This window comes from Rhodococcus sp. BE178, from assembly GCF_050433545.1.
GTDB lineage: Bacteria > Actinomycetota > Actinomycetes > Mycobacteriales > Mycobacteriaceae > Prescottella.
On record NZ_JBNPXA010000006.1, the window covers coordinates 215,872 to 231,734 of the forward strand.

At 70.0% G+C, this 15,863-nt stretch carries 17 protein-coding genes and 1 pseudogene; 8 read left to right on the forward strand and 10 right to left on the reverse strand.

The features are described 5' to 3' along the window. Nucleotides 1-76: 76 nt before the first annotated feature. The 5 genes from J2X34_RS13870 to J2X34_RS13890 form a co-directional block, all read right to left on the reverse strand. Nucleotides 77-1,582 carry a carboxyl transferase domain-containing protein gene (locus J2X34_RS13870; protein ID WP_429517802.1) on the reverse strand — a complete coding sequence of 502 codons (1,506 nt, stop codon included), beginning with the start codon at nt 1,580-1,582 and terminating at the stop codon, nt 77-79. A gap of 76 nt (nt 1,583-1,658) precedes the next feature. Next, complete coding sequence (locus J2X34_RS13875; RefSeq protein WP_114722954.1) at nt 1,659-2,870, reverse strand: ABC transporter permease; 1,212 nt, start codon at nt 2,868-2,870, stop codon at nt 1,659-1,661. Further along, complete coding sequence (locus tag J2X34_RS13880) at nt 2,867-3,766, reverse strand: ABC transporter ATP-binding protein (protein WP_114722955.1); 900 nt, start codon at nt 3,764-3,766, stop codon at nt 2,867-2,869. Before J2X34_RS13880 ends, J2X34_RS13875 begins: the two co-directional genes overlap by 4 nt. Further along, nucleotides 3,763-4,314: a hypothetical protein gene (locus J2X34_RS13885; RefSeq protein ID WP_114722956.1), complete on the reverse strand. Its 552-nt coding sequence runs from the start codon at nt 4,312-4,314 to the stop codon at nt 3,763-3,765. Before J2X34_RS13885 ends, J2X34_RS13880 begins: the two co-directional genes overlap by 4 nt. Next, on the reverse strand, nt 4,307-4,597 hold the full coding sequence (locus tag J2X34_RS13890; protein WP_114722957.1) for a helix-turn-helix transcriptional regulator: 291 nt from the start codon (nt 4,595-4,597) through the stop codon (nt 4,307-4,309). Before J2X34_RS13890 ends, J2X34_RS13885 begins: the two co-directional genes overlap by 8 nt. A gap of 101 nt (nt 4,598-4,698) precedes the next feature. Here J2X34_RS13890 and J2X34_RS13895 point away from each other — a divergent pair, with 101 nt between their 5' ends. The 3 genes from J2X34_RS13895 (at nt 4,699) to J2X34_RS13905 (ending at nt 7,108) form a co-directional block, all read left to right on the forward strand. Beyond that, nucleotides 4,699-5,241, forward strand: a complete 543-nt coding sequence (locus J2X34_RS13895; RefSeq protein WP_114722958.1) for a hypothetical protein — start codon at nt 4,699-4,701, stop codon at nt 5,239-5,241. Between the two features lie 126 nt (nt 5,242-5,367). Continuing rightward, complete coding sequence (locus J2X34_RS13900; RefSeq protein WP_114722959.1) at nt 5,368-5,925, forward strand: copper chaperone PCu(A)C; 558 nt, start codon at nt 5,368-5,370, stop codon at nt 5,923-5,925. Then, complete coding sequence (locus J2X34_RS13905) at nt 5,918-7,108, forward strand: Dyp-type peroxidase (protein ID WP_114722960.1); 1,191 nt, start codon at nt 5,918-5,920, stop codon at nt 7,106-7,108. The genes J2X34_RS13900 and J2X34_RS13905 overlap by 8 nt, the downstream gene beginning before the upstream one ends. 19 nt (nt 7,109-7,127) lie before the next feature. Here the strand turns inward: J2X34_RS13905 and J2X34_RS13910 are convergent, their stop codons facing one another. Then, nucleotides 7,128-8,765: an ABC-F family ATP-binding cassette domain-containing protein gene (locus J2X34_RS13910; protein WP_114722961.1), complete on the reverse strand. Its 1,638-nt coding sequence runs from the start codon at nt 8,763-8,765 to the stop codon at nt 7,128-7,130. A 121-nt stretch (nt 8,766-8,886) separates the two neighbouring features. Here J2X34_RS13910 and J2X34_RS13915 point away from each other — a divergent pair, with 121 nt between their 5' ends. The 4 genes from J2X34_RS13915 to J2X34_RS13930 are packed head-to-tail and all read left to right on the forward strand — an operon-like array spanning nt 8,887 to nt 12,252. Then, the gene (locus J2X34_RS13915; protein WP_114722962.1) at nt 8,887-9,504 is read left to right on the forward strand and encodes a TetR/AcrR family transcriptional regulator; all 618 of its coding nucleotides are present in this window, start codon (nt 8,887-8,889) and stop codon (nt 9,502-9,504) included. After that, a complete protein-coding gene (locus J2X34_RS13920) occupies nt 9,501-10,517 on the forward strand; it encodes a TIGR03617 family F420-dependent LLM class oxidoreductase (protein WP_429517807.1) in 1,017 nt (338 codons plus the stop codon). The genes J2X34_RS13915 and J2X34_RS13920 overlap by 4 nt, the downstream gene beginning before the upstream one ends. Further along, nucleotides 10,514-11,326, forward strand: coding sequence for an enoyl-CoA hydratase/isomerase family protein (locus J2X34_RS13925; RefSeq protein WP_114722964.1), 813 nt, complete (start codon nt 10,514-10,516; stop codon nt 11,324-11,326). Before J2X34_RS13920 ends, J2X34_RS13925 begins: the two co-directional genes overlap by 4 nt. Beyond that, nucleotides 11,323-12,252 (forward strand): SDR family NAD(P)-dependent oxidoreductase, encoded by a 930-nt coding sequence (locus J2X34_RS13930; protein WP_114722965.1) that lies wholly within the window; start codon nt 11,323-11,325, stop codon nt 12,250-12,252. Before J2X34_RS13925 ends, J2X34_RS13930 begins: the two co-directional genes overlap by 4 nt. 51 nt (nt 12,253-12,303) lie before the next feature. Here J2X34_RS13930 and J2X34_RS13935 read toward each other — a convergent pair whose 3' ends face one another. The 4 genes and pseudogenes from J2X34_RS13935 to J2X34_RS13950 form a co-directional block, all read right to left on the reverse strand. Continuing rightward, complete coding sequence (locus J2X34_RS13935) at nt 12,304-13,101, reverse strand: SDR family NAD(P)-dependent oxidoreductase (RefSeq protein WP_429517888.1); 798 nt, start codon at nt 13,099-13,101, stop codon at nt 12,304-12,306. A 194-nt stretch (nt 13,102-13,295) separates the two neighbouring features. Further along, complete coding sequence (locus J2X34_RS13940) at nt 13,296-13,640, reverse strand: hypothetical protein (RefSeq protein WP_429517892.1); 345 nt, start codon at nt 13,638-13,640, stop codon at nt 13,296-13,298. Between the two features lie 67 nt (nt 13,641-13,707). Continuing rightward, nucleotides 13,708-14,136 (reverse strand): annotated as a pseudogene (locus tag J2X34_RS13945) (MsnO8 family LLM class oxidoreductase); the annotation flags it as partial. Between the two features lie 61 nt (nt 14,137-14,197). Continuing rightward, complete coding sequence (locus tag J2X34_RS13950; protein ID WP_429517810.1) at nt 14,198-14,806, reverse strand: class I SAM-dependent methyltransferase; 609 nt, start codon at nt 14,804-14,806, stop codon at nt 14,198-14,200. A gap of 134 nt (nt 14,807-14,940) precedes the next feature. Between J2X34_RS13950 and J2X34_RS13955 the strand changes: the two genes are divergently transcribed. Continuing rightward, nucleotides 14,941-15,777: an aldo/keto reductase gene (locus J2X34_RS13955; protein ID WP_429517812.1), complete on the forward strand. Its 837-nt coding sequence runs from the start codon at nt 14,941-14,943 to the stop codon at nt 15,775-15,777. The last annotated feature ends 86 nt before the right edge of the window (nt 15,778-15,863 follow it).

The following is a 15,863-nucleotide window of genomic DNA, read 5'->3' on the forward strand; positions in this document are numbered from 1 at the left end:
CCCCTTCCTCGTTCCCCGTTTCACGGTCCCGAGCGGGTGTTCGCCTCCAGTGTCCTCCGGGTCGACCCCGAGGGAGTCAGCTCGCGGGCAACCCCAGCGTGCGGTAGCGGGCGACCCGGGCCGCAATCCGGTCGTCTCCCGACATTCCGCCCAGCGCGACGAGTTCACGCGCGATCGCCGCCCCGACACGCCTCGAGAACTCGACCGGTTCGAGCGCGGCGTCCGGGCGCTCGGGGATGACGCCGTCGACGACACCGTCGCGCAGCAGGTCCCGCGCCCGAATGCCCTGAGCCGCCGCCATCTGCGGCGCGTGGCTGGTGTCGCGATGGACGATCGCGCTCGCACCCTCCGGGGGAAGCGGTGCGAGCCAGCCGTTCTGGGCGGCGAGGACGCGGTCGGCCGGGAGCAGCGCGAGTGCGCCGCCGCCGGTGCCCTGCCCGAGCAGCACCGAGACGGTGGGGGTGCGCAGGGTGACGAGATCGGAGATGCACCGCGCGATCTCCGGTGCCAGGCCGCGCTCCTCGGCCTCCTTCGACAGCGCCGCGCCGAGCGTGTCGATCACCAGCACCAGCGGCAACCGCAGTTCGGCCGCCATCCGCATGCCGCGGCGGGCCTCGCGCAGCGCGGCCGGGCCCATCGTGTTCAGGGCCGACTGGCCGGCGCGGTCCTGCCCGAACAGCACACACGGCTGACCCTGGAAACGGGCGAGTGACAGTAGGACCGTCGAATCGACCTCGCCCTGTCCGGTGCCGCTCAGCGGTACCCGGGTGGAAGTGGCGTGACGGACCAGCTCGCGAATGCCGGGGCGGTCGGCGCGGCGCGAGATCATGACGGACTGCCACGCCGGGACGTCCGGAACATCCTGTTCTGCAACAGGATCGGTACTCGTATCGAGCGGGTCGGCCGGATCCACCAGCACATGTAGCGCGCGCTCGACGAGGTCCCGCAACTGCGTCGTCGACGCGACACCGTCGATCACGCCGTTGCGGTACAGGTTCTCCGACGTCTGCACCCCCTCCGGGAACTTCTCGCCGTAGAGGGCCTCGTAGACGCGGGGACCGAGGAACCCGACCAGGGCGCCGGGTTCGGCGATGGTGACGTGCCCGAGCGACCCCCACGACGCGAACACGCCACCGGTCGTCGGGTTCCGCAGATACACGAGGTAGGGCAGGTGCGCGGCCTTGTGTGCCGCGATGGCCGCCGCGATCTTCACCATCTGCACGAAGGCCAGCGTGCCCTCCTGCATCCGGGTACCGCCGGAGGTCGGCGACGCGAGCAGCGGCAGCCCCTCCGCGGTGGCCCGCTCGATCGCGGTGACGATCCGCTCGGACGCCGCCACCCCGATGGAGCCCGCGAGGAACGCGAACTCGCACGCGATCACCGCGACCCGACGACCACCGAGCGTGGCGGTGCCGGTGATCACGGACTCGTCGGTGCCCGACTTCACTGCGGCGGCGTCGAGTTCGGCCCGATACTTCGGATCGGGCGAGACGTCGATCGGGACGGTGTCCCACGAGACGAAGCTGTCGGCGTCGAACACCTGGCCGATCAGTTCACCAGCCGAGATCTTCTTGGGGGCCACGGATCTTCCTCCACTTCGTTACGAAGCGGCCGCCGCCGCTCGAGGAGCGGCGGCGGCCGTCACGGCTCCAGACTAGTTACCGGGCGAGGGCCTCACGCCACGAGACCGTCTTGCCCATCCGCAGGATCGACCGCTGATAGATGCGGGCGGCGAGGGCCGACATCGCCACGGTGACGACGAGCATCAGCGCGATCGTGCCGGCGATCTGCGCGGGAGACGCGACGCCCGCGGCGATGCGCAGCGGCATCAGGATCGCGGAGAACGGCGGAATCCAGCTGAGCACGTTCGACAGCGTGCCGTCCGGATCCTGCACGGCGGTGAACGCGGAGAAGAACATCGCCATCACGAGGATGGTCAGCGGCATCGCCGTGGAATTGACGTCCTCCTGACGCGAGACCATCGATCCGGTCGCGGCGTAGAGCACCGCGAAGAACGCGAACCCGAGCACGAACCAGCCGAGCGTGCCGGCCAGTGTGCCCCACGCGGTGCCGCCCAGCGTCAGTGCTCCGGTCGCGACGCCCGTGCCGACACCCGCCACGCCGTACGCCGTCAGCTGCGCGAGCCCGACTGCACCGATGCCGATCACCTTGCCCCACAACAGCTGCAGCGGACGCAGCGTGGACAGCAGCAACTCGACGACGCGGGACGACTTCTCCTCGACCACGCCCATTGCGACGTACATGCCGAACACCAGGATCTGCATGTAGAGCAGGAAGACGACGGCGGTCGAGAGCGCGATGCGCTGTCCGCGCTCGGGGTCCGGCGGATCGATCGCTTCCACGGTGACGACGGCGCCCTCGGTGGCCGCGGCGAGCTGTGTGGCGTCCACGCCCTGGGCGGCCAGCGCTGCCGACTGGGCCTGCGTCGCGACGGCGGCGTCGAGCACGACCCGCAGCGACGAGTCGATCTCGGACTCGGTGATCGCGGTGACGCCGTTGTCGGCGCCGGGAATCAGTGCGACGTCGAGGTCGCCGCTCTCCACCTGGCTGCGGGCGGTCTGCTCGTCGGCGATCTCGGTCACCTCGACCGGGTTACCGGCTGCGTCCCCGGTCGCGACCAGGGCCGCGCTCAGCGACTGGTCGCCCACGAGTCCGACCTTCGCGCGGTCGTCGTCGTCGCCTCCCGAGAAGAGCGACACGGCGAGGATGCCGCCGACGATGGCGATGAGGATGATCGCGTTGCTGATGACGAAGCTCTTCTTCGACACCTGCGTCAGGAATTCACGGCGGGCGACCAGCGCGATCGCGCGGGCCGGGCTGATTCCTCCCCGCTCTCGAGTGCCGCTCATGCGGACACCACCTCTCGGAACAGGTCGGTCAGGGACGGCTTGCGGACGGTGAACTCGTGCACCGGTCCGGTCTTCAGAGCGGCGTCGAGGACGGCCTGGTCGTCGGCGCCCGCGCCGAGGGAGAGCAGGGTCCGCCCCTCGGTATGGCTCACGGTGGTGACGCCGAAGAGATGGTCGGCCCATCCGGGCGGCGCCGCGGGGGCGTGGACCTCGAGTCGGACATCGCCCCGGCCGCGCAGTTCGTCGACGGTTCCGATCGTGCTCATCCGACCCTTGGCGACGATCCCGACCCGGTCGCACAGGCGCTGCACGAGGTCCAGCTGGTGGCTCGAGAAGATCACCGGGACACCGGTTTTCGCCTTCTCGATCAGGACGTTGCTCATGACGTCGACGGCGACCGGGTCCAGCCCGGAGAACGGCTCGTCGAGGATCAGCACCGCGGGATCGTGGACGAGCGCGGCCGCGAGCTGCACGCGCTGCTGGTTGCCCAGGCTCAGCGAGTCGACGGTGTCGTTCACGCGCTCGGCGATGCCGAGGCGCTCGGTCCACCGGCGCACCGAATCGGCGGCGTCGGCGCGGGACAGCCCGTGCAGCTCCGCGAAGTACGCGAGCTGGCGGCCCACCTTCATCTTCGGGTAGAGGCCACGTTCCTCGGGCATGTAGCCGATCGAGCGCCGCACCTCGAGATCGACGGGCTTGCCGCCGAGGCGGACCTCGCCGCTGTCGGCCGCGAGGACTCCGAGCGCAATCCGCATCGTGGTGGTCTTGCCGGCACCGTTGCTGCCGACGAACCCGAAGATCTCGCCCGGGCGGACCTCGAAGCTCAGGCCCTCGAGGGCCACGAGATCGCCGTAGCGTTTCGAGATCCCGTCGAAGGTGAGGGTCTGTCCGGTCATTCGGGCTCCAGATGGTCGTCGGGATCGGGGTCGGGGCGGGTCCACGCCAGGATCATCGCGGGTACACAGGCGCCGATGATGAGCGTCGTGAGGACGAAGAGTCCGCTGGCGTAGATGAAGTTGGGGCGATCGATGCCGAGGTCGAGTGCTCCGCCGATGATCAGGAACATCGCCGGCACGAAGGTCAGGACCTGCGTCACCGTGAGTCCGATCGAGCGGGCGCTGTCGCGTTGCGCGATCTCCCACTCGTCGAGAGCGTCACGCGGGGCGTCGCCCTGGCGGCCGGAGACGATCTGCAGGGTCGTCCACACCGTGATGAACAACGCTCCGGCCGGCAGCCACAGCAGCGGACCGATCCGCATGTTCGTCAGGCAGACGACGCCCACCGCGAGCATGCACACGAAGATCACGGCCAGCAGCGCGACGAGTGCGCGCCGCCGACGCTGTGTCCGCCAGCTCGGCAGCCAGTTCTTGAACTGTTCCTCGTTGCGCAGGAAGCGGCGGGTGCGGAAGGCCTGATAGCGCTCGAGCATGCCGGCGTCAGGCATGGCTCTCTCCTTCTCGGGCTCGATCGTTTCGGTACAGCTCGGCGCTGAGTGGTCCGAACTCCGTTCGCGAGAACACGGCCTCCACCGGAAGCTCGAACACCGCGCAGATTCGCAACGCCAGGTCGAGGCTGGGGTAGTGGTCGCCCCGCTCGAGCGCGCCGACGGTCTGAGGGTTCACCTCGATCAGTTCGGCGAGTCGAGCCCGACTGATCTTGCGCTCGGCGCGCAGCACGGCGATGCGGTTGTGGATGGGGAGGTTGGCCCCACGTCGCACCGGACTCATGCAACAGATTGTTGGGAAAACCCAACAACCTGTCAAATCGAGCGAACAGTCCGTGGTGCACCGGGGCCGGCCGATACGACGACCTGTAGTAACCTCGGGGCATGCGTATCGGCCCAGGTGAGGAGCTCGCACGTCAAGTGCGTGGCGTCGCCGTCGCCGGGTCCGCAATCGCTCTGGCGATCGGTGCGCACGGAATCGCCGGTGGCGGCGCCCCGCACGGCGTGACCCTGTTGCTGCTCGCCGGTGTCGCCACGGTGCTGGCCGCGTGTGTGGTTGCGGTGCCCGCCCTCGCCGTCCGGCGGATGTGGCTCGTGCCCGTCCTGGCCACCGGTCAGGTGCTCTCCCATACGGCGTTGTCGCTGGGCGACGCGCACGCCGGGGCTCACTCGGGTTCACACCTGACGGTGCCGATGCTGCTCGCGCACTCCGTCGCTGTCGTGCTGTGTGCGGCCCTCATCGCGGGTGCCGAACGCATCGGCCCCCGCGCCTACGCCGCGCTGCGCCGCATCGTGCCGCGGATACTCGCCGCCCTGCCGGTCCGGCTCGAGCCGGCGTCTCCGCATGTCGTCACCGACATCCGCCCGCCCCTGTCGGTGGTGCGCGTCGGTCCCATCGCGCGCCGCGGACCACCCGTCTTCTGCTGATCGCTTCACCTCACTTCACCGCGTCACGGCCGTCTCGCGCCATCGACGCGTGTCCTCCCACACCCTGCGGGCCGCGCCCGCGCGCCTGACGACTGCCGCGCGCCCGCACACGAAAGGCACAGATTCATGAAGGCATTCACCCGCGCCCGCACCCTCGCGATCGGCGTGGCGGTCGCTGCCGGCCTCGTTCTCACCGGCTGCAGCAGCGACTCGGACGACTCGAAGTCGAGCGGTACCGACACCGCGGCGATCGCGCTGCAGGACTCGTGGGTCAAGGCGGCCGACACGGGCATGACCGCACTGTTCGGCACCATCGTCAACAACTCCGACAACCCGGTCAACCTCACCAAGGTCACCACGACGGCATCGCCGCGCGTCGAACTGCACGAGATGGCGCCCGACGGCACCGGCGCGATGAAGATGCGCGAGAAGGACGGCGGCGTGACGGTGGCGGCACACAGCACGTACGAGCTCAAGCCGGGAGCCGACCACATCATGCTGTTCGACCTGCCCGCACCGGTCCAGGCCGGCACCGACGTCCCGTTCACGTTCGAGTTCGCCGACGGTGCCACCGCCCAGTTCACGGCGCAGGTCCGTGACTTCACCGGCGCCCGCGAGGAGTACAGCGGTGGCGACCACGGTGCGGCGCCCGCGGAAACCCAGGGGATGAACCACGGTGGCTGATATCAGCCGCCGTCGGCTGCTCGGGGCCGGTGCCGTCGCTGTCGGCGGCGTCGGCCTCGGCCTCGGGGCGGGCGCCGTTGTCGCCCGCCCCGCCAGGGCCGAAGCCGTCTCGCCGGTGGTCCCGTTCCACGGGGAACACCAGGCGGGCATCGAGACGACGCCGCAGGCGCACACCACGTTCGTCGGACTCGACCTGCGTCCCGGCACCGACCGGGCCGCGCTGGTCCGGATGATGCGGGTGTGGACCGACGACGCGGCCCGGCTCACCGCGGGGCGCGGCGCACTCGCCGACACCGAGCCCGGCCTCGCGACGGCACCGGCGCGGCTCACCGTCACCGTCGGATTCGGCCCGGGCGCGTTCCGGGCCGCGGGACTCGAGGATCGGCGGCCGTCGTGGTGCAAGCCGTTGCCGCCGTACGAGATCGACCGACTCGAGGAGCGGTGGAACGACGGAGACATCCTGCTGCAGGTGGGCTCGGACGATCCGGTCACCGTCGCCCACACGCTGCGGGTGCTGCTCAAGGCTGCCCGCAACACCGCGACGGTGCGCTGGGTGCAGCGCGGGTTCCGCCGCGCCCGCGGCAGCGAACCGGACGGCACCACGATGCGGAATCTGATGGGGCAGGTGGACGGCACCGTCAACCCGCAGGCAGGCAGCGACGACTTCGCGCAGGTGGTGTGGAACGACGGTGCGGAGCAGCCGTGGCTGGCCGGCGGGACGTCGGTGGTGATCCGGCGCATCCACCTCGACCTCGACGGGTGGGACGAACTCGACGGTCCCGGCCGTGACGTGGTGATGGGCCGACGGATGTCCGACGGCTCGCCGCTCACCGGTGAATCCGAGCACGACACACCCGATTTCGAGGCCACCGGACCTGGCGGGCTCACGATCATCTCCGAGTTCTCGCACATCGCTCGGGCCCGTCCCGTCGACCCGCGGGAGCGCTTCCACCGCCGGGCGTACAACTACGACGAGGCGCCGGATGGTGTCGGAGTCTCCGACTCGGGGCTGATCTTCGTGGCCTACCAGGCCGACGTCGACGCCCAGTACCTGCCGGTGCAACAGCGCCTCGCCGAGTTGGACATGTTCAACCAGTGGTCGACGCCGATCGGGTCCGCGGTGTTCGCGATCCTGCCGGGATGCCGTGAGGGCGAGTACCTGGGGCAGGTTCTGCTGGGCTGACGCCCAGTCGGTGGCCGGCTCAGCTCTCGCTGAGTCGGCCGCCGTCCATCCGCCACCGTCGGGTGCTGCGCGTCGACTCCAGCATCCGCCGGTCGTGGGTGACCAACAGCAGTGTGCCGGTGAAGGATTCCATCGCCTGCTCGAGCTGTTCGATCGCCGGCAGGTCGAGGTGATTGGTGGGTTCGTCGAGGACCAGGAGGTTCACGCCCCGAGCCTGTAGCAGCGCGAGGGCCGCACGGGTACGTTCGCCCGGCGACAGCGACGACGCGGGCCGCAGCACGTGGTGCCCCTTGAGGCCGAACTTGGCGAGCAGGGTGCGGACCTCGGCCTCGGGCCAGTCCGGGACCTGCGCACCGAACGCGTCAGACAGCACCTCGTCGCCCTCGAAAAGTCCACGTGCCTGGTCGATCTCGCCGACCGCGACACCCGATCCCAGGGTTGCCGTGCCCTCGTCCGGGGCGAGCTTGCCGAGGAGGACGCTCAGCAGCGTCGACTTGCCGGATCCGTTGGGGCCGGTGATGAGGATGCGGTCACCCCAGTCGACCTGTGCAGTGACCGGGCCGAACGTGAAGCCGTCGCGTCGGACCACGGCGCCACTCATCGTTGCCACCACCGCACCGCTACGCGGCGCGGCGGCGATCTCCATCCGTAGTTCCCACTCCTTGCGGGGCTCCTCCACCACGTCGAGTCGTTCGATCCGGCGCTGGGTCTGACGGGCCTTGGCGGCCTGCTTCTCGGTGGATTCCGCGCGGGCCTTGCGTCCCATCTTGTCGGAGTCGCCGCCCTTGGCCTTGCGGCGGGCGTTGCGGACACCGTGCTCGAGCCAGTTGCGCTGCATCTGCGCGCGATCCTCGAGCGCGGAGAGGTTGCCTGCGTACTCGTCGAACGCCTCGCGGGCGTGACGGCGAGCCACCTCCCGTTCCACCAGATAGGCCTCGTAGCCGCCGTCGTACACCGCGATCTGCTGCTGCGCGAGATCCAGTTCGACGATGCCGGTCACGGTGCGCGCCAGGAACTCTCGATCGTGGCTCACCACCACCAGCGCGGTCCGGGTTTCGGCGACGAACTGTTCCAGCTGCTCGAGGCCGGGCAGGTCCAGGTCGTTGGTGGGCTCGTCGAGCAGCAGCACGTCGTAGCGGGACAGCAGCAGCGACGCCAGCCCGGCGCGGGCGGCCTGGCCGCCCGACAGGTCCGTCATGTGGGCGTCGCCGGTGACGTCCAGGCCGAGGTCGGAGAGCACCTTCTCGGCGCGCTCGGCGAGGTCGGCACCGCCGAGGGCGAGCCAGCGGTCGAGGGCGGGGGAGTAGAGGTCCTCACCGCCGTCCGCGAGCGACTCGGCGGCGGCGTTCATCGTGGACTCGGCGGCGGTGACGCCCGTCCGGCGCCCCAGGAATTCGAGCACCGTCTCACCGGCGATCCGGTCCGGTTCCTGTGCGAGGTATCCGACCGTGGCGTCCGGCGGGCTGAGCGTGACGGTTCCCTCGACGTCGGCGCTCCCGACCCCGGCGAGTGTGGTCAACAGCGTCGACTTGCCGGCTCCGTTTGCGCCGACGAGTCCGATCACGTCGCCGGGCGCGACGGTGAGATCGAGGTCGGTGAAGAGGGTGCGCTCGCCCCGAGATGCGGACAGGCCGGAGATGCGCAGTGTTGCAGTCACGTGGGAATTATCCCCGGTGGCGGGGTGCCATCGCGGGCCGGTACCGACTCGGGCACGCTGTCCGCACCAGTTCCGCGATTTCGCCGCGAAACAGCTACATAACGTCCTAGCATGAAACGTAATGAGTGAGCGTACGCAGCGGGTGGGTCGACCGCGGGACCCCGGCAAGGATCACGCGGTGCTGGTCGCTGCCCGTCGTCTGCTCGCGGACGTCGGCTACCAGCAGACGACCATTGCCGCGATCGTGCGCCGGGCGCAGGTCAGTGCGCCCGCGATCTATCGGCGCTGGCCCACCCGGGAGGCGCTGATCGAGGAGGCCGTGCACGGCCCCGGCCGGTACGACCTGCCCGCGGACACCGGGGATCTGCGTGCGGACCTGGCGACCTGGGCGCGGGCGTTCCTGGTGCGTGCGGCCAGTCCTGCCGCGCGGGCCGGAGTCCCGGGGTTGCTGTCCGACATGCAGGCGGACGCGGACCGCAGCCGTCTGCTCGCCCGGCAGGCACCGGTCCGCGATGCGTTCGTCGCGCGACTCGACCGGGCCGCCCAGACCGGCGAAGTCCCCGGACCGGTCGATGCGTCGATCCTCTTCGAGATCCTCACCGGCGCGACGTCGATCCGCGGCCTCACCCAGGGCTACGTGGACGCCGAGGCGTTCGTGGAGTCCCTCACCGACGCCCTGTACACACTCGCGTGCCGCGGGGTCGCGGCCGCGTCCGAGACGAAAGCGAGTCACTCGTGAAGATCGACGTGCAACTGGACGGGCGGCCCGAACATGCCGCCCAGCGAGCGCGGGAACTGGTCGACCTCGGGGTCGACGGTCTGTTCACGTTCGAGGGCGCGCACGACGTCTTCGTGCCGCTGGTCGCCGCCGCGTCGGTGGTGGAGGCCGACCTGATGACGAACGTCGCGATCGCGTTGCCGCGCAGTCCGATGCACCTGGCGAACACCGCCTACGATCTGCAGCTGCTGAGCCGAGGACGGTTCCGGCTCGGTCTCGGCTCCCAGATTCGCCCCCACATCGAGAAGCGGTACGGCTCGCAGTGGTCTCGCCCCGCCGCTCGGATGCGCGAGACGGTACTCGCGATCAAGGCGATCTTCGATGCGTGGGAAGGGAATTCGCGCCTGCGCTTCGAGGGCGAGTTCACGACGCACACGTTGATGCCGCCCACCTTCGATCCCGGGCCCAACCCGTACGGCCCACCGCCGGTCTGTCTCGGTGCCCTGGGCCCGATCATGACCCGCACCGCCGCAGAGGTGGCCGACGGCCTGCTCGTGATGCCGTTCAACAGCGTCCGGCACTTTCGGGAACGGACCCTACCCGCTGTCGAGGAGGGGCTCGCCCGCGGCGGCCGCACCCGCGCGGACCTCGCGATCTATCCGCAGATCATCGTGGGCGTCGGGCGCACCCCGGACGAACTCGCCGCGGCCTCGCTCGGGGTGCGCGGACTCCTGGCGTTCTACGGTTCCACGCCTGCGTACCGGCCGGTGCTCGAGGTGGAGGGCTGGGCGGACCTGCAGCCCGAGCTGAACGTGCTGTCCAAGCGGGGAGAGTTCGCCGCGATGCGCGACCTGATCGACGACAAGATGCTCGCGACCCTCGCGGTGCACGGTACCCCGGAGGAATGCGCGGCCGAGATCGTCGCGCGCTTCGGTGACCACAGCGACCGGGTGTGCTGCTACTTCCCCGGGTACGACGTCGACGACCGGCACATCGCCGACCTCGTCGCGGCGGTCAAGGCGCTGACGTCGTGAGCGACGTCCTGGTCGAGATCGTCGACGGCGTCGCGGTTCTCACGCTCGACCGGCCGCAGCAGCGCAACGCGTTCACCGGGGCCATGGGACGCACGCTCGGCGATCTCTACCGCGCCCTGGACGCCGACGACGACGTCCGAGTCCTGGTGCTCACCGGAACCCCGCCGGCGTTCTGTGCCGGGGCCGACCTCACCGCCGGCACGGACACCTTCGCCGCACCCACCCACGACGGGTTCTCCGCGTCGCCGGTGAACCCGCCGGCCTTCGACCTCCGCAAACCGGTGATCGCCGCGGTGAACGGCCACGCCATCGGTATCGGCCTCACCCTCGCGATGCAGGCCGACATCCGCATCGTGGCCGACGACGCCAAGTACGCGATCCCGCAGGTGCGGCGGGGGGTGGTCCCGGATGCGATGTCGCACTGGACCGTTCCGCGTGCGGCCGGGATGGCCGCGGCCGCCGAGATCCTGCTGACCGGGCGCACCTTCGACGGCCCGGAGGCGGTGCGGCTGGGAATCGCGAGCCGATCCCTGCCCGCCGACGAGGTGCTCCCCGCGGCGCTGGCGATGGCGCGGGACATCGCCACCAACGTCGCACCGATGTCGGCGGCGCTGTCGAAGCGACTGCTGTGGGACACCGCGCGGTACGGATTCTCCCCGGAACGGGTGGCCGAGTTCGAGACCGAGCTCCACCACCGCGTGATGGGCAGCGCCGACGCGTCCGAGGGTGTGCGCGCATTTCTCGACCGGCGCGACCCGGACTGGTCCGCGCGCGTGTCGACCGACTGGAAGGAACTGCCTTGGGAATGAACGGTTTCGGGCCCGATACCACGACCGACGAGGTCCTCGCCGGGATCGACCTGCGCGGGCGAACCGCGGTGGTGACCGGTGCGACCAGCGGGCTCGGCACGGAGACCGCCCGTGCGCTGGCGGCCTCCGGTGCAGCAGTGATCCTGGCGGCCCGCGACGGTACCGCGGCGGCAGCCGTCGCCGATCGGATCCGAGGCGAGATCCCGGACGCCGAACTGCATGCCGTCGCCGTCGATCTGGCCGACGTGCGCACTGTCCGAGCGGCGGCCCGGCGCATCGACGAGATCGGGAAGCCCCTGGATCTGCTGCTCAACAACGCCGGGGTGATGTACACGCCGTTCGGGCGCACCGCCGACGGGTTCGAGCTGCAGTTCGGCACCAATCACCTGGGCCACTTCCTGCTGACCACCCTGTTGTTGCCACACTTGCAGGACGGGGCTCGACGCTCGGGGACACCCGCCCGGGTGGTGACGGTGTCGTCCGACGCGCACCGGGCCCACGCCGTCGATCTGGGGGACCCGAACTTCGTGGAGCGTCCCTACGACAAGTTCGTCGCGTACGCACAGTCCAAGGCCGCCAACGTCCTCATGACCGTCGAACTCCAGCATCGCTACGCAGACAGTGGTATCCAGGCGTTCGCGGTGCACCCGGGGGTGTGCGCGACGGGTCTGTCGCGGTACATGTCCCGCGACGACTTCGCGGAGATGAAGCGGATGAGTGCCGGAAAGCCCGGCCTGCTCGCGAATCTCAAATCGATCCCGGCCGCGGCGGCCACCTCGGTGTGGGCCGCGACGTCCGCCGACCTGGACGGCGCGGGCGGGGCGTACCTCGCCGACTGCGGCATCGGCCGGGCGTCGGCCCATGCCGCCGACCCGGTCACCGCGGCCGCGCTGTGGGAGCTGTCGGAACGCCTGACGGCCCGCTGACCGAGCGCCGATCCGGGGTCGCCCACGAAGTCGACCCCGGATCGCGTTGTGTTACTCGGATTCCGGCGGCAGCATCGCCTTCGATGCGGCCTGGGCGGCGAGCAGCAGTTCGGCCCGGTTGCCACCACTGCGCTTCTCCACCGCGCCCTCGTTGCCCTTCGCGACCACCACCGGGCCGTTCGACAGGTTTGCGAGAGCCTGCGCCGCCACGTCCGCGGGCTCGGAGACGTTCAGGCCGGGGATGTCCATGTTCAGCCCGGCGCGGGCCATCGCGGGGGTCCGGGTGACACCGAGGACCATCTCGAGGACGTCGACGTCGTACTCGCGCATCTCGAGCCACAGGCCCTCGGCGAAGGTGCGGCAGAACGACTTCACGCCTGCGTAGATGCTGATCTGGGCGGAGCCGAGGAAGCCCGCCATCGAACCGACCAGCAGGAGACCGCCGCGCCGGCGGTCCTTCATCGGTGCGCCGAAGTGCTGGACGAGCTCGAGCTGGCCGGTGATGTTGAGATCGATGACCTGCTGGAAGCGGTCGAGGTCGCCGGTGACGAACTCGTGGCCGTAGGTGTTGGCGCCGGCGTTGTAGACCAGCAGTCCCACCTCGAGATCGTCGGTGACACTGCGGATCTGGTCGAGCATGTCCGCCGCGGTCAGATCCACGGACAGCGTCCGGACCTCGACGCCCTTGGCTCGGGCCTTCTCCGCCGTCGCCTCGAGCGGCTCCGGCTTGCGCGCCAGCAGCACCAGGTTCAGACCGGCCTCCGCGAGTTGGACGGCGAACTCCTCGCCGACGCCCTCCGAGCCGCCCGCGATGACGGCCCACGGCCCGTACTTGGTCTTGTCGATCATGTATCGATCTCCTCGTCGTTCGTATCCTGTGCGACAGCATCTTTCGTGGAACTGTCCGCGACCCGGTGGGCGCCGGCAACGGCGCAAGGCGGGTCGAGCACTGCGAGTATCCGTCGACGTGGCCTGGATCACATCGCCGATTCCACCGGCCGGGACTTTCCGGACCGATCGGCTCGAGGCTGCTGCGGACGCGACTACGCCGCGATCAGCCGTTCCTGCTCCGGCGTCAGCGGGTTCGCGGCAGCCTCCTCCGGGCTCGGGAACCGGCCGGGATCGCCCGCCCGCAACCGCGCCATCGACAGCTTCATCGGGGCGGCGAGGTAGCGGGCGCGCTCGTCGTCGTCGGCGGCCATCACCGTGACCGTCAGCATCGCGTACGGCTCGTCGAGTACCTCCGACGGCCGGAACGATTCCCGGTACACGCGCAGTGCCGGCATCGTCTGGGCGGGGGAGAAGTGCCGGGCGAACGCGAACGGCAGACCGAGGACCCCGGCGACCTGCGCGCTGTACGTGCTCGAGCCGAGCAGCCACACCGCCACCTTCGCGCCCAGCCCCGGGACGGCGGTGATCGCTGCGTACGGGGTGGTCGGCGGGGAAGCCGTCGTCGAAGAACGCGCGCAGGTGCGCGAGCTGCTGCGGGAACTCGTCGGCGCCCAGCGCGTCGGCTTGGCGGCGCAGCGCGTGCGCGGTCACCTGGTCGGTGCCGGGTGCGCGGCCGATGCCGAGGTCGATCCGCTCCGGGTACAGGGCGTCGAGCGTGCCGAACTGCTCGGCCACCACCAGCGGTGCGTGGTTGGGCAGCATCACCCCGCCGGAGCCGACGCGAATGGAATCGGTTACTGCCGCGACCTGGCCGATCATCACCGCGGGTGCCGAACTGGCGATGCCGGGCATGGAGTGGTGTTCGGCGAGCCAGAACCGGTGGTAGCCGAGTTCCTCGGCGCGTCGGGCCAGCTCGAGCGTGTTGCGGAGGGCCTGGCCGGCGGTGGAACCCTCGGCGATGGGGGACAGGTCGAGTACGGAAAGCTTCGGCATCACCCCGACGGCAACCCGTTTGCATTGCGAATCGTTCCGGTCTCGTTCCGGTCGACGGTGGTCAGTCGCGGACGAGTCGGAAGAACCGCGGCTCTGTCTTCGCGAGGATTACCGGCGCGGCCGTGGTGTCCATGGCGTCGTCCCCGACGACGGTCCACTTGCCGAGCGCCCGCTCGACGTCGGAGCGGGACGCGCCGCGTGGCAGTGGACCGCGGTGGCCGGGCGAGAACGAGAACATCAGCAACTGCGCGCCGGATTCGGTGACAGCGGTCAGGCCGTTGCCGTACACCCTGCGCTGCGCCTCACCGAGCCCGTGGAAGCAGCCGACGTCGAGCGCCAGAACGTACCCGCTGTCCACGTACGCGGGCAGATTCGTGACGTCGCCGATCGCGAACGTCACATCCGCGTTCGCGATCGGCAGCTTCGCGCGGGCCCGCTCGATCGCGAGCGGGACGGTGTCGACGGCGGTGACCGACCACCCGCGGATCGCCAACTCGATGGCATGGTCGCCCGTGCCGCAGCCGAGGTCGAGGGCCTTCGCGGCGGTCGCGTCGGTCGGGGCAGGTGCTGCGTCGAACAGTTGGCCCAGTTGGTCCCCGAAGACACTGCGCCCGGCGTTCTCCCACGGTGTGAAGCCGAGCCGATACGCCAGCCGGTACCCGAGGTTCATTGCCCGCCCCTTCCGGGAGATCAGACCACCTGGATCGAACGTATGCCTGCCCGTGCGCGCCGCGCAACGACATCGCGGTGTCCACGTTCTGGGACGCCGGGAACATGTCGGCGCGCCGCCGTGGTTGCCCCGATATGACCTCCACAAGTTCTGTACCTGCCGTTGCTCTCCATGACGGCAACACGATTCCGCAACTGGGCTTCGGGGTGTTCCAGGTGCCCGACGATCAGGCGTACGACGCCGTCGGTGAGGCGCTACGGGTGGGGTATCGCAGCATCGACACCGCCCGCATCTACGACAACGAGGCCGGTACCGGACGTGCCCTCGCCGACTCCGGCGTCGCCCGCGACGACCTGTTCGTCACCACGAAGCTGTGGAACGACGACCAGGGTTACGACTCGACGCTGCGCGCGTTCGACGACAGCCTCGCGCGAATGGGACTCGAGTACCTCGACCTGTACCTCATTCACTGGCCGGCCCCGGCGAAGGACAGGTATATCGACACGTTCAAGGCGCTCCAGCAGTTGAAGGCCGACGGGCGGGTGCGGTCGATCGGTGTCTCCAACTTCACCGCGGAGAATCTCGAGCGCCTGGTCGAGGAGGTCGGAGAGGCGCCCGTTCTCAATCAGATCGAACTGCACCCCGGCTTCGGGCAGGCGCACCTGCGCTCGGTCCACGCGGACATGGGCATCGTCACCGAGGCGTGGAGCCCGCTCGGACAGGGGACCACGATCGGCGACCCCACGATCGGTGCGATCGCCGAGGCACGCGGTCGCACCCCCGCGCAGGTGATCCTGCGCTGGCACCTGCAGTTGGGCAACGTGGTGATCCCCAAGTCGGTGACGCCCGAGCGGATCGCGAGCAATTTCGACGTGTTCGACTTCGAACTCACCGCCGACGACATGTTCGCGATCGGTTCCCTGGACTCCCCGGACGGTCGTCTCGGACCGGACCCGGCGACGTTCGGCTGACGGCGACTCGCGGCAGTGTTCCTGGTCACAGGCCTCGCAGGGCATTGCCGGTGAGGCCTCCACGGCCGTATATTCCACGCGGAATA

Coding starts and splice junctions, on each gene's coding strand:
- J2X34_RS13950 (WP_429517810.1), bottom strand. CDS start 14,806: ATGAACCTCGGGTACCGGCTGGCGTATCGGCTCGGCTTCACACCGTGG.
- J2X34_RS13890 (WP_114722957.1), bottom strand. CDS start 4,597: ATGAGTCCGGTGCGACGTGGGGCCAACCTCCCCATCCACAACCGCATC.
- J2X34_RS13900 (WP_114722959.1), top strand. CDS start 5,368: ATGAAGGCATTCACCCGCGCCCGCACCCTCGCGATCGGCGTGGCGGTC.
- J2X34_RS13930 (WP_114722965.1), top strand. CDS start 11,323: ATGAACGGTTTCGGGCCCGATACCACGACCGACGAGGTCCTCGCCGGG.
- J2X34_RS13955 (WP_429517812.1), top strand. CDS start 14,941: ATGACCTCCACAAGTTCTGTACCTGCCGTTGCTCTCCATGACGGCAAC.
- J2X34_RS13935 (WP_429517888.1), bottom strand. CDS start 13,101: ATGATCGACAAGACCAAGTACGGGCCGTGGGCCGTCATCGCGGGCGGC.
- J2X34_RS13875 (WP_114722954.1), bottom strand. CDS start 2,870: ATGAGCGGCACTCGAGAGCGGGGAGGAATCAGCCCGGCCCGCGCGATC.
- J2X34_RS13880 (WP_114722955.1), bottom strand. CDS start 3,766: ATGACCGGACAGACCCTCACCTTCGACGGGATCTCGAAACGCTACGGC.
- J2X34_RS13915 (WP_114722962.1), top strand. CDS start 8,887: ATGAGTGAGCGTACGCAGCGGGTGGGTCGACCGCGGGACCCCGGCAAG.
- J2X34_RS13895 (WP_114722958.1), top strand. CDS start 4,699: ATGCGTATCGGCCCAGGTGAGGAGCTCGCACGTCAAGTGCGTGGCGTC.
- J2X34_RS13885 (WP_114722956.1), bottom strand. CDS start 4,314: ATGCCTGACGCCGGCATGCTCGAGCGCTATCAGGCCTTCCGCACCCGC.